Here is a 16,469-nt window from a genome sequence, read left to right on the forward strand (position 1 = left end):
CAGCCGCCCACCGCTCAGCCGCCCGCCAGCACCCGGCCGGCCCGGACGACGGCGCGCGGCGGCGCGTGGCGGGCGAGCAGGTCCACCGTCCGGGCGGCCTCGTGCACCAGCAGGTCGGCCGGGCCCCCCACCCGCAGGCCGTACCCGGGAAGCCCCAGCACGCGGGCCGCCGAGGTGGTGACCAGGTCGACGAGCAGCTCCTGCTGCGGCCGGGACCGCAGGTCGAGCAGGTGGGCGGCGAGGAAGGCCACCTCGAGCAGGTTGTGCCGGCCGAAGGGGTAGTACGCGTCCTCGATGTCGTCCTGGCCCAGCGCCACCGCACACCCGGCGGCGACCGCCCGCTCGACGGGCAGCGCCACCGACCCGGTGTGCGGGTCGCTCACCAGCCCCAGCCGCGCCCGCGCGGCCAGGGCGAGCACCGCGTCCAGCCGGTCGTCGTCGTAGTGCCCGAGGGCGCGGGCGTGGCAGGCGACGCCGCGGCCGGTCAGCCCGGAGCGCAGCATCGCCTCGGCGAGCAGCTGCGTCGTCCGGTGACGGGGGTCCGGGGCGTCGTCGGTCAGCATCGCCACCCGCCGTCCCTGCCGGGCGGCCAGTGCACAGGCCCACTCCACGTGCGCGGCCTGGTCGGCGTGCGACTCCTCGATCCACGGGATTCCGCCGACGACGTCGGCCCCCGCCGCGAGCGCCTCCTCGACCAGGTCCGCCGCGCCGGGGTCGCGCAGCACGCCGTCCTGCGGGAAGGCGACCACCGACACGTCGACACGGCCGCGGAACTCCTCCCGAGCGGCGAGCACCGCCTGCACCCCGATCAGCCCGGCCGCGGTGTCGACGTCGGCGAAGGCCTGCACGTGCAGGACGCCGTGGGTGAGCCCGTCGGCCAGCGCCTGACGCACCGGGGGCAGCAGCCGCTCGACCGTGTAGTGCCGCTTGACCTCCCGGGCCAGGTCGATGCCGGCAGCCGAGGCGGCCATGCCGTCGGCGGTGTAGGCCAGCAGGGCGGCGTCCCCGACCAGCGGCAGGGTGCGGACCTTGTCCAGGTGCAGGTGCGCGTCGACGAACGGCTCGGTGACCAGTCCGCCGTCGGCGGCCAGCACGGTCGCGCCCGGCGGCACGGCGACCTCCCCCGCGGGCGGCAGCGCGCGCACCCGGCCGCCCGCGCAGTGCACGTCCACGACCCGCCCGTCGCGCAGGCGGGCTCCCGTGACCACGAGGTCGGCGGCCGGCCCGGTCACGTCGTCGCACCCGCTTCCTGCGGCACCGGCGCCGGGCGACGGGCCCGGCCGCGCCGGCGGGACAGCGCCACCCCGGCCAGGCAGACCGCCCCGCCGACGACGGCCAGGGCGGGCGGCACCTCGTCGAGCAGCAGCCAGCCGAGCAGGACGACCAGCGGCGGCACCAGGTAGGTGGCGACCCCGAGCCGCCCGGCGTCGGTGCGGGCCAGCGCGTACGCCCACGTGCTGAACGCCAGCGCCGTCGGCACCGCGCCGAGGTACACCGTGGCGGCGATCGAGCCCGCCGACGCCTGCCCCAGCTCGCCGGCCAGCACGCCGGCCCAGGGCAGGCAGCACAGCGTCCCGACGGCGCAGGCGGTGGCCGTGACCTGCAGCGGCGGCAGCCGGCGCAGCACCGGCTTCTGCGCCACGACCCCGGCGGCGTAGGCGACCGCGGCGACGACGCAGAACACGACACCCAGCACGTCGGCGTCCGCGCCGCGGCCGGCCACCCCGATCAGCAGCACGCCGGCGAAGGCGACCGCGATGCCGGCGACCAGCCACCGCGGGAACCCCTCACCCAGCCACAGGCCGGCGAACAGCGCGATGAGGATCGGCCCGGTGTTGACCAGCATCGCCGTCGTCCCGGCGTCGAGGTGGCGCTCGGCGGCGTTGAGGGCCAGGTTGTACACGCCGAACCAGCCGACGCCGCACACCGCGAGCAGGCCCCACTCCCGGCGGGTCGGCGGCACCCACCCGCGGCCGGCGGCCACCCACAGGACGGCCAGCACCACCGTGCCCACGGCCAGCCGGCCCAACGCCAGCGCGCCCGGCGAGAGCTCCTCGCTCACCGCGCGGATGCCGACGAACGCCGAGGCCCAGGCCAGCACGGTGACTCCGACGGCGGCGAGCACGGGGACGGCGGATCGGGTGCGCACGCTGCGGACCCTAGGTCCTCCCACCGACGGCGCACCGGCGGTCTCCGGACGTCGCAGCGGCCCCGCCCCGAGCCCGCGAGGGGTGAGAGGACGGCGGCCACCCTGCAGGGCCCCGCGCCGAGCGTGCGAGGACGGGGGGTCCTCGCTCAGCCGGACAGGTGCTCGCCGTAGGTGCGCCGGCCTCGCGCACCCCCGGTCGGCAGCGCGGCGCCGTCCCGGAAGGCCGCCGACAGCCGCCCGGGCAGCGGGGTGGCGACCACGTGGGTTCCCGGCTCGCGGGCGGCGGCCCACGCGCGGGCCAGCTCCGCGGCGGTGAGCTCCTCGGGGCCGCCGAACTCGACGACGTCCCCCGTGGGCGCGCCGACGGCGACCCCGGCGGTGTACGCCGCGGCCTCCCCCACGTCGACCGGCCGGGCCCGCCAGCCCATCGGCACCGGCAGCACCGGCCCCCGGCGAGCGGTGGCCAGCAGCTCGTCGACGAGGTCGTGGAACTGGGTGATCCGCAGCAGGGTCACCGGCAGCCCCGAGGCCAGCAGCACCTGCTCCGCGGCGAACTTGGCGTGGTAGTAGCCGTAGGGGATGCGGTCCACGCCGACGATCGAGACGTACACCAGGTGCCGCAACCGCTCCCGGTCGACCGCCTGCACCAGCCGGCGGGTGCCGGCGACGTCGACCTGCCAGTAGTCGCCGCGCCCGGCGCTGGCCGCGTGCACGACGACCTCCGCGCCGGCCGACGCCATGCGCAGGTCGCGGCCGGTGGCCAGGTCAGCCCGCACCCCGCCCGGGCCGGTGCCGCGCCGCGACACCTGCCGCACCCGGTGGCCGTCCGCCTGCAGCCGCTCGACCACCCGCCGGCCCAGCCGCCCCGTCCCTCCGGTCACGAGAACGTCCATGTCCGGCAGTCTGGTCGGACCGGCCCGCCGTCCGCACCACGCCCCGGCGCGCCGACCGGCCGCGACATCTCACGTGCGAGATACCGTGACTCCCCGTGACGGCCACCGACCCGACCCCGACCGACACCGCCGACAGCTGGGCGCACCAGGCGAGCGCCACTCCCCACGCGCACGAGTCCAGCGCCACTCCCCACGCGCACGAGTCCAGCGCCACTCCCCACGCGCACGAGTCCAGCGCCACTCCCCACGCGCACGAGTCCAGCGCCACTCCCCACGCGCACGAGTCCAGCGCCATGCACCGCATCGGACTGCTCGTCCGCGACGCCCGACGCCACCACGGCCTCACCCAGGCCCAGCTCGCCGAACGCCTGGGTACCAGCCAGAGCGCCATCGCCCGCATCGAGCAGGGCGGCCAGAACCTCACCCTGGACCTGCTCGGCCGGCTGTCCGAGGCGCTCGAGCACGAGCTGTTCAGCGTCGGCTCGGCCGGGCCGACACACCTGCGGGTCACCGGCGGCACGCCGCTGCGCGGCAGCGTGGTGGTCAAGTCGTCGAAGAACGCCGCCGTGGCCCTGCTGTGCGCCGCGCTGCTCAACCGCGGCCGGACGACGCTGCGCAACGTGGCCCGCATCGTCGAGGTCGACCGCATCCTCGACGTGCTGCGCTCCATCGGTGTGAGCGCGACCTGGGACGCCACCGGCCGCGACCTCACCCTCGTCGTCCCCGACGAGCTGGACCTGGCCGGCATCGACGCCGACGCCGCCCGCCGCACCCGCAGCATCATCATGTTCCTCGGCCCGCTGCTGCACCGGGCCCCGCACTTCGACCTCCCCTACGCCGGCGGCTGCGACCTGGGCACCCGCACGGTGGAGCCGCACATGATCGCGCTGCGCCCCTTCGGCCTGGAGGTGGAGGCGCGCGCCGGGCGGTACTCCGCCGTGATCACCCCGGCGGGGACGGCCGACCGCACCATCGTGCTGACCGAGCGGGGCGACACGGTCACCGAGAACGCACTGCTGGCCGCGGCCCGCACCGACGGGACGACGACCATCCGCAACGCCAGCTCCAACTACATGGTCCAGGACCTCTGCCTGTACCTGCAGCTGCTCGGCGTCGGCATCGACGGCCTGGGCACCACCACCCTCGTCGTCCGCGGGCGGCCGGTGCTCGACGCCGACGTCGACTACACGATCAGCGAGGACCCGGTCGAGGCGATGAGCCTGCTCACCGCCGGCATCGTGACCGGCTCGGAGCTGACCGTGTGCCGGGCGCCGGTCGAGTTCCTCGAGGTCGAGCTGGCCGTCCTCGCCGAGATGGGCCTGCGCTACGCCCTCTCCCCGGAGTACCTCGCCGACAACGGGCACACCCGGCTGGCCGACGTCACCATCTCCCCGTCGCAGCTGCGGGCCCCGATCGACAAGATCCACCCGATGCCGTTCCCGGGGCTCAACATCGACAACCTGCCGTTCTTCGCCGTCATCGCCGCGGCGGCCACCGGGTCCACGCTGATCCACGACTGGGTCTACGACAACCGGGCGATCCACCTCTCCGACCTCACCCGGCTCGGCGCCGACGTCCGGCTGCTCGACCCGCACCGGGTACTGGTGACCGGCCCGACCCACTGGTCGAGCGCGGAGGTGGTCTGCCCGCCGGCGCTGCGCCCGGCGGTGTGCATCCTGCTGGCGATGCTCGCGGCCAAGGGGACGTCGGTGCTGCGCAACGTCGACATCATCGCCCGCGGCTACGAGCAGCTCTACGAACGGCTGGTGGAGATGGGCGCCTGCATCGAGGTCTTCCGCGACTGAGGAGGACTCGGGCACGGGAAGCGATACCGGCGTCTGCGCGCCGAGAACACACGTATCGCTTCCCACACCTGGTTGCGGGCAGCCGCTCAGCGCTCCTGGTCGGTGGGGCGCACCAGCACCTCGTTGACCGCCACGTGCGGCGGCTGGGTCACCACGTAGACGATCGCCCGGGCGACGTCCTCGGCCCGCAGCTGGCGGATTCCCTCGGCATAGCGCTGCGAGTCCTCCCGGGCCTCGGGCTGCGTGATGTGGCTGCGCAGCTCGGTGTCGACCGCGCCGGGCTCGACCAGCGAGATCCGCACGCCGCGCGTCGTCACCTCCTGGCGCAGCGACTCGCTGAAGGCGTTGACCGCCCACTTGCTGGCGTTGTAGACGCCGGAGCCCCGGCGGGCGACGCGGCCGGCGGTGCTGGAGACGTTCACGACGTCGCCGGAGCCCTGCTCGACCATCCCGTCGATCGCCGCGGAGGTCATGTACATCAGCCCGAGCACGTTGGTGGACAGCATCCGCCGCCAGTCCTCGGGGTCGGCGCCGACGATGGTGCCGAGCAGCATCACGCCGGCGTTGTTGACCAGGACGTCGAGGCCGCCGAGGCCCTCGCGGGTCCGGCGGACGGCGTCGCGGCAGGCCGCCTCGTCGGAGACGTCGAGGTCGAGGGGGAGCACCCGCGCGCCGGCATCCCGCAGCCGCGCCGCCAGGGCGTCGAGCCGGTCGCGGCGGCGGGCGCCGACCGCGACGGCGGCGCCGGCCTCGGCCAGGGCGGCGGCGGTGGCCGCCCCGATCCCCGACGACGCGCCGGTGACCAGCGCGACCTTGCCCGACAGCGGGCGGGCGACCTCGGTCACTGCGTTCCCCTCCTCGGCCGGCCGGCGGGTGCGGCCCCGTCCCCTCAGCCTCGCCGACGCCGCCCGCACCGGCACGCCGGGGGACTCACCCCCAGCTGCCGGCGGCCCGGGCGGCCTCGTTCGGGTCGACCCACCTGCGGCGGCGGGCGGTCGGCGCGCCGGCCGTCGCCGCGTCGACGCGCGGGTCCCGGAGCAGCACGTGGGCCGTCGCGGCGCTGACCGCCACACCGACCAGGCTGAGCCCGATCGCGAGGAGCACGGGGAGCAGCAGCACGGAGGGTCCTCTCGTCGACGTCGTCCGGTCACGGTGCGGGCACCGGCCCGGGCCCCGCGCGGGCCACGGCTGCGGGCCGAGGTGCTCCGACGCGCCCGCTCGGGGCAGGTCCGGCGTTCACCGGGGCGCCTCTGGCAACACCGCGGCATCAGCTACTCACCCAGAGTACTCGATCGAACGCGGCGTCGGTGACGAGGCCGGTCGGGACGGACCTCACCCCATGGACGTCCCCAGGGGAGCCAGCGTGACGCCGAAGCCGTGCACGGCCAGCCGCAGCAGCACCGGCCCGGGCCGCAGCAGGTCGTCGACCCGCGCCGCGGCCGCGGCCTCCAGGTCGGCCAGCCGGCGGGCGTACTGCTCCGGGCCGCGGCGCCGCGCCCGGTCCAGCTCCGCGGTGTTGGTCCACACCTTCCGCCGCGACTCGCGGAGGAACACCAGGCTGGCCATCCGGTTGACCGGCGCCAGCAGCCGGTCGAGCGGGGACCGTCGTCCCCCCGCCCGGTGCAGCTCGGCGTCCTCCGCGGCGATCCGGCCGGCGAGCACCCGGTCGATGCGGTGGTGGTCGCGCCGGCGCTGCTCACGCACCTGCGGGTCGTCGAAGTCGGCCGGCGGCACCATCGCCACCAGCGACTGCGGCAGGTCGTAGTTGATGTGCGCGTTCAACCCGAGCAGCACGTGCACCTCCGGCGCGAGGTCGGGCGGCGCCCCGAACGCCAGCCGCCACGGCCGCGGCGGCGCGGCCGGGTCCCGCCGGTGCGCGGTCAGCGCGTCGAGGTAGTGCCCGGCGAAGTCGACGTCCCACGCCGCGACCCAGGCGGGGTCCTCGAACTGGCCGGCGTCGATCGCCGCGCCGACCGCCTGCGTGGTCCGCCGGTAGGTGCCGAGGAAGAAGCGCGCGGGGTCGCGGTCGGCCTCCAGCGGTGCCAGCAGCTGGGTCATGCGCGCCACCAACGCGTCCACGGCTCTCGTCACGTCGGCGATCCTGCCCACTCGCAGGGCCGGATGTGGGCCGAGCCGCCGTCAGCTCGCCACGGAGCCGAGCAGCCCGGGGAGGCGGGCGAAGGCCTCGTCCAGCAGGGCCGGCAGGTCGGCGTCCGCCGACCCCAGCCAGCGCTGCCGGGCCACCTCGAAGCACCCGACGGCCACGGTGGCCAGCCGGACCGCGCCGGGCTGTCGGTCACCGCCTTCGACCCCGGCCTCATGCCGGCCACCGGGCTGGCCCGCTCCTCCCCGGCACCGGCGCGGTCCGTCTACGCCGCCCTGTCGCCGCTGGTGACCCGGCTGCCCTTCGCCCAGACCCCCGCCCGGACCGCATCCCAGCTGGCCTGGTCACCGCGCCCCGCGGCACCGGCCGCCACGTCGAGCGCGGGCGGGAGGCGCCGTCCTCGCCGGAGAGCCACGATGCCGACCGCGCCCGCGCGCTGTGGGAGGCCAGCAGCGAGCTGGTGGCCTGAGCGTCCGGTGCGGGCTCAGACCAGCGCGTCCAGCCCCTCGTCCGGGTGCAGCCCGGCCCCGGCGTCCACCGGGGGCCGGTGCGGCTGGTCCAGGCCGCGCATCCGGGCGGCGTGCAGGGCCAGCAGCAGGTTCAGCCGCAGCGTCGGGTCGGTGGTGAAGGGCCCGAGCAGCCGCTCCAGCTTGCCGATGCGGTAGCGCATCGTGTTGTAGTGGAAGTGCAGCCGGCGCGCGGACTCGGCGACGTTGAGGTTGGTCTCCAGCAGCACCCGCAGGGTCTCGCGCAGGTCGGCGGAGTCGGGGTCGGCGGCGTCGGCCAGGCTCCTGAGCACCTCGTCGACGTAGGTGCGCAGCTCCGTGCTGTCCGGGATCAGCGACAGCAGCCGGAACACGCCGAGCTGGTCGAAGTGGGTGACCGCCTGCAGGCCGTGGATCTCCTGGCCCACCGACAGCGCCCGGGAGGCCTGCTGGTGCACCTCGCCCAGCCCCGACAGCGACTGGGCCGGCCGCCCGATGCCGGTGCCGAGCACCCGGCCGACGCGACGCACCCGCGCGTTGACCCGCGAGGTCACCGCCGACACCAGCGAGGTGATCTCCTCCGGCGTCCGCCCGTCCAGCGGCAGCACGGTGACGATCTCGGTGGACAGCCCGGCCACCGCCGCGCCGGAGACCTCGGTCTCCAGGGCCGCGCGCCACCCGTCGGCCAGCCGGTCGAGGACGTCGAGGGCGCGTGCGGGGTCGGCCTGCGGGTCGGCCGCGGTCTCGGTCGCGGTCACCAGGACGACGACCGGGCCGTCGAGCCGCCAGCCGAAGGACCGGGTCTGCGCCAGCGCCCGCTCGGTGTGCCGCAGCGACCCGCCGACCAGGCGCCGCACCAGGTCGCCCTGGAAGCGCAGCTCGACCGAGTGCACCGCCTGGTGGCGGATCACCGACAGCGCGGCGACGACGGCGGCGCGCTCGAGCACGCCACCGGCGCCGAGCATCATCGGCCCGGTCCGGTGGACGGCGACCAGCCAGCCGTGCCGCTGGTCCCCGGCCATGATCGGCGCGACCGCGTACTCCCCCACCCCACCGGGCAGCTCGTGGTGCCCCGGGACGAGCAGGATGCCGTCGGCCGGCGACAGGTCGGCGTCGGCCAGGACGTCGGCCGGGGTGACCACGGTCTGGTCGGCCCGGACGCCGGAGAGCCGCCGCGAGGGCGCCATCAGGGCCAGCTCGTCCTCGGCCTCGGCGTCCAGCAGCCACAGCCAGTCGCTGATCTCGGCGACGTCCTCGGCCGGCCCGGCGGTCGTGACGATCTCCCGGTCGGGCCCGAGGCCCAGCACCGCCGCCCCCCGCAGGAAGACCGCCAGCTGCTCGGTCACCTCCGCCAGCCCGCCGCCGCTGAGCGCGACGTCGATGAACTGGTCGTGCATGCGGGAGGACAGGGCCAGCGCCTCGCCCTGCTTGCCGACGACCGCGCCGAGGACCCCGGAGACGACCTCGTCCATCCGGACGGCGGCCGGCAGCGCCAGCACGGGCAGGGCCCGGCGGTCGGCCTCGGCGAGCACCTCGGCCGGGACCGGCGCGGGCCCCTCGGTGCGGCGGAACGCCAGCGCCGTGGTGCCCATCGAGTCCAGCCGCTCGACCAGCGCCCGGCAGTTGGTCGCGTCGGCCGAGGGCAGCCGGGCGCCCAGGACGACGAGGACGTCGGGGCCGGCGACGGCGAGGGGGTCGGCGGGGTCGTCGACCACCATGTGCCGCACCGCGCGGTCCAGCCCGTCCGCACCGGCGACCACCTCGGTCCCGGCCAGGACCGGCAGCTGGAGGGCCTCGTCCAGGGTCAACCCCATGCGCTCCTGCCAGCCCGCCCGCTCGACGCGCTCGCTCACTGGCGCCTCCGCTGCTGACAAGTGACGACGGATCGGAATCGTGCCACTACGGTGCGTTTGAACAGTGAGCGAGGCTTCACCCTGGGTCACGGCTTCCACCTTCCCAGCCGCTGATGCACACGGCTATACCACAGCACCCTGTCAGGAGTCCCTGGACCGACGACCCCATTCTTGGCGACTTCCGCCATACGAGGGCGTGCGACGCGCCGCTTACGTTCGAGACCCGGTTCCACTCCGCCCGGTGGATGGTAGGCCGGTCCCCGAGCGCGGGTACCGCCGACTCCTTCCGGCGGGCGGAACGGGTCGGGCGGGGGGTCTCGAGCCGACGGTGCCTCCCGTTGTTCTCGAGGTGAAGAAGGCCGCCATGCGCACCATCGACGAGACCGCAGGCCCCGAAGGCGACCGCCGCGGGGCTCCCACCTCCCCGGGCAGCCGCGCCGCAGAGGCCGGGGTGCCGACCATCCCCCTGCCGCGCGAGTCGGCCCAGGCCGCCGCGCGCACCGCTCGCCCTGCCCGCGCCGCCACCGCCGTGCCCGCCTCCGCCAGCACCGGCGTCGCCGACCTGCTGCGTGGCCCGGTCCGCCCGGCGCGCGTGCTCATGAGCATCCCCGCCGCGGTCTACCTGCACGTGTCCAACGAACGCGGGAGCGACGTCGTCGGGGTGCTCACCAGCGACGCCGCCCGGCTGCCCCTGGGCTGTGTGCTGTTCCGCCGGAGCAACGGCCGCCCGCTGGTGGCCCTGCCCGACGGCGCCCCGGCCGAGGTCGGCGGTGGGCGGATCGTCGTCGGTGACCTCGCCGTCAGCGCCGCCGCGTGGTGGGACCCCCACCCCCGGCTGCCCACCCCCCGCCCGGCGCTGCTGCCCGAGGGCGTGCGCCAGCTGCGCAACGCGCTCTACGGCGAGGGCGTGCCGCACAGCGCGTTCACGCTCCCCGGTCTGCCCGCCGGCCCCGGTGGACCGCTGGCCGCCCTGCGCGGCGCCGTCCGCCGGGCCGACCTCGACGCCGCGCTGCGCACCGCGGCCCGGCTCGTCGGCCTCGGCCCCGGCCTGACCCCCGCCGGGGACGACGTGATGGCCGGCACCATGGCCGGCCTGGTGCTGCTGGGCCACCCGGCCGCCGAGCGGTTCGCCGCCGGCGTGTACGCCCTCGCCGCCGGGCGCACCACCGAGCTGTCGCGGGCGCTGCTGCGGCACGCCGCCGCCGGGCGGGTCAGCGGCGAGTACGCCGCCGTCCTGCACGGCCTGGTCGGCGAGCGGCCGCTGGGGCCGGCGATCGGCGGCCTGTTGGCCACCGGCTGCACCAGCGGCCGCGCCCTGGCGCTGGGGCTGTGCACCGCGATCGACCTCGTCGACCGGACCACCCGCAACCGCTGAAGGACCCCGTCCCGGCCCCGTCCCGAGGCTCGCCCCAAGCCTCTGGACGGGGCCACCCGACGGCGCGTGATCATCGGCGGGTGGCTGCCCGGCACGCCGGCACGGACGGCCATCTGCCGATGGTCAACGCTCGACGAGCCGCCTCGACCTCAGATCCTGCAGGCGTGGATGCTGGTGACCAGGATGGCGCGGGCGCCGAGCTCCCACAGCTCGTCCATCACCCGGTTGGTGTCGGTCTGCGCGACCATGGCGCGCACCGCCGACCACCCCTCGGTCTGCAGCGGGCTGACCGTCGGGCCCTCCAGTCCGGGGGTGAGCGCGGTGGCCTTCTCCAGCAGGTCGTTCGGGCAGTCGTAGTCGAGCATCACGTACTGCCGGGCGACGAGCACCCCGCGCAGCCGGCGACGCAGCTGGGCCACCGCCGGGATCTCCTCGGCCCCGGCCCGCCGGACCAGGACGGCCTCGCTGGTGAGCACCGGCTCGCCGATGGTGCGCAGGCCCGCGGCGCGCAGCGTCGTCCCGGTCTCCACCACGTCGCAGACGGCGTCGGCCACCCCGAGCCGGCAGGCGGTCTCCACCGCGCCGTCGAGCTTGACGACCGCGGCCGGGATGTCCCTCTCGTCGAGGTGGCGCTGCAGCAGCACCGGGTAGGCGGTGGCGATCCGCGTGCCGGCCAGCTGTTCGACGGCCTCGATGCCCGACTCCACCGGGGTGGCGAAGCGGATCGACGAGCGGCCGAAGCCCAGCGGCATGACCTCCACCGCGGCGACGCCCTCGCCGTCGGCCGGGGCGGTCTCCAGCAGCATGTCCCGCCCGGTGATGCCGACGTCCAGGGTGCCGGCGGCGACGTAGACGGCGATGTCGCGCGGGCGCAGGTAGAAGAACTCGGTGTCGCTGTCGGGGTCGTAGACGGCGAGGTCCTTGGTGCTGCGCCGCTGCCGGTAGCCGCTCTCGGCGAGCATCTCGGCCGCGGGCTCGCTCAGGACGCCCTTGTTCGGCACGGCGATGCGCAGCACTGGTCGGTCTCCTTCGGGTGTACGGGCGGCCCTCCTGCAGGGTCCCACCGCGAGCGGTGGGGGCAGGAGGGTCCTTCTCTCCTACAGGTGGGCGTAGACGTCGTCGAGGGTCAGCCCGCGGGCCAGCATGAGGACCTGCACCCGGTAGAGGAGCTGGCTGATCTCCTCCGCCGTCCGCTCCTCGCCCTCGTGCTCGGCGGCCATCCAGGACTCGGCGGCCTCCTCGACGACCTTCTTGCCCGCGGCGTGCACGCCGTCGCGGACCGCCGTGACCGTGCCGGAGGTCGGGTCGCCGGTGGCGACCTTGGCCGACAGCTCGGCGAACAGCGCGTCGAAGGTCTTCACGCACGGCTCCTGTCCGCGGCCGGGATGACGGTACCGGTCGGCCGGGAGGGGCCGCGCAGGCCGCGCAGGGTCAGGGCGGTGGCCAGGGCGGCGATCGTCGCCTCCCAGCCCTTGTCCTCCGCGGAGCCGGGCAGGCCGGCGCGGTCGCGTGCCTGCTGCTCGGTGTCGCAGGTGAGGACGCCGTTGGCCACCGGCGTGCCCGCGTCGAGGGCGACCCGGGTCAACCCGGCGGTCACCGCGTCGCAGACGTACTCGAAGTGCGGCGTCCCGCCGCGGATGACCACGCCGAGCGCGACGACGGCGTCGTGCCGCTCGGTGAGCGCCTGGGCCACGACCGGCAGCTCCACCGCCCCCGGGACCCGGACCACGGTCGGCTCGGGGACGGCGCTGGCGCGGGCCGCGGCGACGGCGCGCTCGAGCAGCGCGTCGGTGATGTCGGCGTGCCAGGTGGTGGCCACGACGCCGAGGGTCAGCCCGGCGGCGTCCACCGGCTGGGTCTCGGGCGCTCCCCCGCCGCTCATGCGGTCTCCTCGTCGGCGCTGCGGACTGCTCGGCTCGTGGGTGGGCCCGTGGGCTCGGTCACAGCTGCTGCTCGGTCCGCCGCAGCGGGACGTCGGTCCCCGGCACGGTCGCGGCGTCGGCGGGACCGGACTCGGTCTCGGGCTCGATGATGTCGAGCAGGTGGCCCATCCGGTCGCGCTTGGTGCGCAGGTAGGCCAGGTTCTCGGCGGTCACGTGGCTGGGCAGCGGCACCCGGCCGGTGACCTTGAGGCCGTAGCCCTCCAGCCCGGCGCGCTTGGCCGGGTTGTTGGTGAGCAGCCGCATGGTGTGCACGCCGAGGTCGACGAGGATCTGCGCGCCGGTGCCGTAGTCGCGGGCGTCGGCGGGCAGGCCGAGGTCGAGGTTGGCGTCGACGGTGTCGATGCCGGCGTCCTGCAGCTGGTAGGCCTGCAGCTTGTGCAGCAGGCCGATGCCGCGGCCCTCGTGCCCGCGGATGTAGAGGACGACGCCGCGGCCCTCCTGCGCGACCGCGGCCAGGGCCGCCTGCAGCTGGGGGCCGCAGTCGCAGCGCAGGGACCCGAAGACGTCCCCGGTGAGGCACTCGGAGTGGACGCGGACCAGTACGTCCTCGCCGTCGCCGATCTCGCCGTAGACGAACGCGACGTGCTCGCGCTCGTCGTAGGAGCTGCGGTAGCCGACGGCGGTGAAGGTACCGGGCGCCAGGGGCACGGTGGCCTCGGCGACCCGCTCGACCAGCTTGTCGAAGCGCTTGCGGTAGGCGATGAGGTCGGCGATGGAGATCAGGCACAGGTCGTGGTCGTCGGCGAACACCCGCAGCTCGTCGCCGCGGGCCATGCCGATCGGGTCCTTCTCGCTCACGACCTCGCACAGGGTGCCCGAGGGGCGCAGCCCGGCCAGCACGGCTAGGTCGACGGCGGCCTCGGTGTGGCCGGGCCGGCGCAGCACCCCGCCGTCCCTGGCCCGCAGCGGCACGATGTGGCCCGGGCGCACCAGGTCGGCCGAGGTGGTGGCGGCGTCGGCGAGCAGCCGGATGGTGTGCGCCCGGTCGGCGGCGGAGATGCCGGTGGTCACGCCCTCCCGGGCGTCGACGGTGACGGTGTACGCCGTCCCTCGGCGGTCCTGGTTGACCCGGAACATCGGCGGCAGGTCCAGCCGGTCGGCGTCGGCCTCGGTGACGGCCACGCAGATGTAGCCCGAGGTGTAGCGGACCATGAAGGCCACCAGCTCGGGCGTGGCCAGCTCGGAGGCGAAGATGAGGTCGCCCTCGTTCTCGCGGTCCTCGTCGTCCATCACGACGACCGGGCGGCCGTCCTTGATGGCGGCGATGGCGTCCTCGACCGTGTCCAGGCGGATGGTCACGAGCGTGCTCCCACCAGGCGTTCCACGTACTTGGCGACCACGTCGACCTCCAGGTTGACCGGGCTGCCCGGAGCTGATGCGCCCAGCGTGGTCTCCCGCAGGGTGGTGGGGATGAGGCTGACCTCGAACCACGGCTCGGGGTCGTCGACCCGGCTGACCGCGCTCACGGTCAGCGAGACGCCGTCCACCGCGACCGAGCCCTTCTCGACCACGTAGCGCGCCAGCTCGCGGGGCAGCGCGATCCGCAGCACCTCCCAGTGCTCGCCGGGGGTGCGCGAGCGCACGGTGCCCAGGCCGTCGACGTGGCCCTGCACGAGGTGGCCGCCCAGCCGCCCGTGCGGGGGAACGGCGCGCTCGAGGTTGACCGGGTCGCCGTCGGCGAGGGCGCCGAGGCTGCTGCGGCGGAGGGTCTCGGCCATCACGTCGCTGCTCCAGACCCCGTCGTCCACGCCGGTGACGGTGAGGCAGACGCCGTTGACGGCGATCGAGTCGCCCGGCGCCACGTCCTCGAGCGTCTTCCGTGCCCGGATCCGCAGCCGGGCGGCGCTCGCCTCCCCACCCGCCTCCCCGAGCCCCTCGCGGACGAGCAGGGTGCCGATCTCCTCGACGATGCCGGTGAACACGCTCAGCTCCCTCCGGTCGCGCCGTGGTCCTGCGTGGGGCGACCGTCCCCAGTGTGCCGGTTCGGCCGCAGCCGGATCCCCACGTCCCCGCCCAGGCGGGTGACGTCGGCGACCGAGAAGGTCAGCGCGTCCCCGATCGAGCCGATTCCCAGGTCGCCGACGAGCGACGCCCCGGCGCCGAGCAGCTTCGGCGCGAGGTGCACCACCGCCTCGTCGACCAGGTCGTCGCGCAGGAACGCGGCGGCCAGCGTGGGCCCGCCCTCCAGCAGCAGCCGGCGCACGTCGCGGTCGAACAGCTCGACCAGCAGCTGCCGCGGGGTGGCCGCGGCGCTGACCAGGCCGGGCGCGGCGCCGTCGAGCGCCCGGGCGGTGCCCGGCAGCCGACCGCGGCGGTCGAGGACGACGCGCAGTGGCTGCCGCTCGGCGGCCCGGCCGTCGGCGTCGCGCACGGTGAGCTGCGGGTCGTCGGCCAGCGCGGTGCCCGACCCGACGAGGACGGCGTCGCAGGTGGCGCGCAACCGGTGGACGGCGGCGCGGGCCTCGGGGCCGGTGACCCAGCGACTGCTGCCGTCGGCGGCGGCGACCCGGCCGTCGAGGGTGGCGGCGACCTTCCACACCACGTGCGGGCGGTGCTCGCGCACGCCGGTGAGCCACGCGGCCAGCGCGCCGTCCTCGGCCTCGGCCCGCTCGACGCCGAGCTCGACGTCGACCCCGGCCGCGCGCAGCCGCGCGGCGCCGCCGCCGGCCAGCTCGGTGGGCTCCGGGACGGCGACGACGACCCGCGCGACGCCGGCGGCCAGCAGCGCGTCGGCGCACGGGCCGGTGCGGCCGGTGTGCGCGCACGGCTCGAGCGTGACGACGACGGTGCCGCCGCGGGCCCGCTCGCCGGCCTGGGCCAGCGCGCGGACCTCGGCGTGCGGGCCGCCGGGCGGCGCGGTGGCGCCCTCGCCCACCGGCGTCCCGTCGGCGGCCAGGACCACCGCGCCCACCGGCGGGTTGGGGCTGGTCGTGCCGAGCACCGCGAGGCCGAGCTCGCGCGCCCGGGCCATGGCGCTGGACTCGCGCGCCCGGGTCACGGCGCCGGACCCACGCGCCCGGGTCACGGCGGCGGACTCGGCCGGGTCGACGCTCACCCCCGCATCGCCGCGCCGGCCTGCGCGCGCAGGGCGGCGATGGCGCGGGTCGGGTCGTCGGCGCCGTAGACCGCCGAGCCGGCCACGAACACGTCGGCCCCGGCCTCGGCGGCCTGCTCGATGGTGTCGGCGTTGATCCCGCCGTCGACCTCGATGAACAGGGTGAGGTGCCCGCTGTCGACCAGCTCGCGGGCCCGGCGCACCTTGGGCAGCGCCTCGGCGATGAAGTCCTGGCCGCCGAAACCCGGCTCGACGGTCATGATCAACAGCGTGTCGAACTCCTGGAGGACGTCGAGGTAGTGGTCCAGCGACGTCTCGGGTTTGAGGGCCAGCCCGGCCAGGGCGCCGGCGGCCCGCAGGTCGCGGGCGACGGCCCTCGGGTCGCCGGTGCAGGCCTCGGCGTGCACGGTGACGTTGCGGGCTCCGGCCTCGGCGTAGCCCGGCGCCCACCGCTCGGGCTCCTCGATCATCAGGTGGCAGTCCAACGGCACCGGGGTGACCTCCTGCAGGGCCTGCATGACCGGCAGGCCGAAGGTCAGGTTCGGCACGAAGTGCGCGTCCATGACGTCGAAGTGCAGCCAGTCGGCGCCGGCGACCCGGTGCGCCTCCTCGGCCAGCCGGGCGAAGTCGGCCGACAGCAGACTGGGGGCGATGAGCGGGCCGCGGTGCACGTCTGCCGAGTCTAGTACTACAGGGCTACAGCCTTGGCGTGGCAACGCGGTGATCGTGCTCCGGCGTGCTGCTGTTCAGGATGCGGTGCTGCCGAGACAATGATGCTGTGTCGTGCACAGACCTGCAGGATTGGTC

17 protein-coding genes are annotated in these 16,469 nt (G+C 75.9%); 2 read left to right on the top strand and 15 right to left on the bottom strand.

The features are described from left to right. Positions 1–14: 14 nt before the first annotated feature. The 3 genes from DQ238_RS19745 to DQ238_RS19755 all read right to left on the bottom strand — a co-directional run bounded on the left by DQ238_RS19745 (position 15) and on the right by DQ238_RS19755 (position 3,042). Positions 15–1,232: an amidohydrolase family protein gene (locus DQ238_RS19745; RefSeq protein ID WP_233496122.1), complete on the bottom strand. Its 1,218-nt coding sequence runs from the start codon at positions 1,230–1,232 to the stop codon at positions 15–17. Then, complete coding sequence (locus DQ238_RS19750) at positions 1,229–2,149, bottom strand: DMT family transporter (protein WP_113782948.1); 921 nt, start codon at positions 2,147–2,149, stop codon at positions 1,229–1,231. Before DQ238_RS19750 ends, DQ238_RS19745 begins: the two co-directional genes overlap by 4 nt. Before the next feature lie 146 nt (positions 2,150–2,295). Further along, entirely contained in the window at positions 2,296–3,042 is a 747-nt protein-coding gene (locus DQ238_RS19755) for an SDR family oxidoreductase (protein ID WP_113782949.1), read from the bottom strand. A gap of 95 nt (positions 3,043–3,137) precedes the next feature. Between DQ238_RS19755 and DQ238_RS19760 the strand changes: the two genes are divergently transcribed. Next, positions 3,138–4,847 carry a UDP-N-acetylglucosamine 1-carboxyvinyltransferase gene (locus DQ238_RS19760; protein ID WP_233496123.1) on the top strand — a complete coding sequence of 570 codons (1,710 nt, stop codon included), beginning with the start codon at positions 3,138–3,140 and terminating at the stop codon, positions 4,845–4,847. 86 nt (positions 4,848–4,933) lie between these two features. On the opposite strand, the gene DQ238_RS19765 is transcribed toward DQ238_RS19760, so the two are convergent. The 5 genes from DQ238_RS19765 to DQ238_RS19780 all read right to left on the bottom strand — a co-directional run bounded on the left by DQ238_RS19765 (position 4,934) and on the right by DQ238_RS19780 (position 9,289). Continuing rightward, the gene (locus tag DQ238_RS19765; protein WP_113782950.1) at positions 4,934–5,692 is read right to left on the bottom strand and encodes an SDR family NAD(P)-dependent oxidoreductase; all 759 of its coding nucleotides are present in this window, start codon (positions 5,690–5,692) and stop codon (positions 4,934–4,936) included. Positions 5,693–5,777: 85 nt separating this feature from the next. After that, the gene (locus DQ238_RS19770) at positions 5,778–5,966 is read right to left on the bottom strand and encodes a hypothetical protein (RefSeq protein ID WP_113782951.1); all 189 of its coding nucleotides are present in this window, start codon (positions 5,964–5,966) and stop codon (positions 5,778–5,780) included. Between the two features lie 213 nt (positions 5,967–6,179). Continuing rightward, positions 6,180–6,938, bottom strand: coding sequence for a DUF5995 family protein (locus DQ238_RS19775; RefSeq protein WP_113782969.1), 759 nt, complete (start codon positions 6,936–6,938; stop codon positions 6,180–6,182). A 48-nt stretch (positions 6,939–6,986) separates the two neighbouring features. After that, the gene (locus tag DQ238_RS24170) at positions 6,987–7,112 is read right to left on the bottom strand and encodes a hypothetical protein (RefSeq protein WP_255418077.1); all 126 of its coding nucleotides are present in this window, start codon (positions 7,110–7,112) and stop codon (positions 6,987–6,989) included. 323 nt (positions 7,113–7,435) lie between these two features. Next, positions 7,436–9,289: a PucR family transcriptional regulator gene (locus tag DQ238_RS19780; RefSeq protein ID WP_233496124.1), complete on the bottom strand. Its 1,854-nt coding sequence runs from the start codon at positions 9,287–9,289 to the stop codon at positions 7,436–7,438. 328 nt (positions 9,290–9,617) lie between these two features. On the opposite strand from DQ238_RS19780, the gene DQ238_RS19785 reads away from it, so the two are divergent. After that, positions 9,618–10,664 (top strand): DUF2877 domain-containing protein, encoded by a 1,047-nt coding sequence (locus DQ238_RS19785; RefSeq protein WP_233496125.1) that lies wholly within the window; start codon positions 9,618–9,620, stop codon positions 10,662–10,664. A gap of 149 nt (positions 10,665–10,813) precedes the next feature. Here DQ238_RS19785 and hisG read toward each other — a convergent pair whose 3' ends face one another. The 7 genes from hisG to rpe form a co-directional block, all read right to left on the bottom strand. After that, positions 10,814–11,680, bottom strand: a complete 867-nt coding sequence (gene hisG, locus DQ238_RS19790) for an ATP phosphoribosyltransferase (RefSeq protein WP_113782952.1) — start codon at positions 11,678–11,680, stop codon at positions 10,814–10,816. 81 nt (positions 11,681–11,761) lie between these two features. Continuing rightward, positions 11,762–12,025, bottom strand: coding sequence for a phosphoribosyl-ATP diphosphatase (locus DQ238_RS19795; RefSeq protein ID WP_113782953.1), 264 nt, complete (start codon positions 12,023–12,025; stop codon positions 11,762–11,764). Beyond that, entirely contained in the window at positions 12,022–12,546 is a 525-nt protein-coding gene (ribH, locus tag DQ238_RS19800; protein WP_113782954.1) for a 6,7-dimethyl-8-ribityllumazine synthase, read from the bottom strand. Before ribH ends, DQ238_RS19795 begins: the two co-directional genes overlap by 4 nt. Before the next feature lie 58 nt (positions 12,547–12,604). After that, on the bottom strand, positions 12,605–13,906 hold the full coding sequence (locus DQ238_RS19805) for a bifunctional 3,4-dihydroxy-2-butanone-4-phosphate synthase/GTP cyclohydrolase II (protein WP_113782955.1): 1,302 nt from the start codon (positions 13,904–13,906) through the stop codon (positions 12,605–12,607). After that, on the bottom strand, positions 13,903–14,529 hold the full coding sequence (locus tag DQ238_RS19810; RefSeq protein ID WP_113782956.1) for a riboflavin synthase: 627 nt from the start codon (positions 14,527–14,529) through the stop codon (positions 13,903–13,905). The genes DQ238_RS19805 and DQ238_RS19810 overlap by 4 nt, the downstream gene beginning before the upstream one ends. Positions 14,530–14,531: 2 nt before the next feature. Further along, positions 14,532–15,662 carry a bifunctional diaminohydroxyphosphoribosylaminopyrimidine deaminase/5-amino-6-(5-phosphoribosylamino)uracil reductase RibD gene (gene ribD, locus DQ238_RS19815; RefSeq protein WP_233496126.1) on the bottom strand — a complete coding sequence of 377 codons (1,131 nt, stop codon included), beginning with the start codon at positions 15,660–15,662 and terminating at the stop codon, positions 14,532–14,534. Continuing rightward, on the bottom strand, positions 15,659–16,333 hold the full coding sequence (gene rpe, locus DQ238_RS19820) for a ribulose-phosphate 3-epimerase (RefSeq protein WP_113782957.1): 675 nt from the start codon (positions 16,331–16,333) through the stop codon (positions 15,659–15,661). The genes ribD and rpe overlap by 4 nt, the downstream gene beginning before the upstream one ends. Between the last annotated feature and the right edge of the window lie 136 nt (positions 16,334–16,469).

This window comes from Geodermatophilus sp. TF02-6 (genome assembly GCF_003319115.1).
GTDB lineage: Bacteria > Actinomycetota > Actinomycetes > Mycobacteriales > Geodermatophilaceae > Geodermatophilus.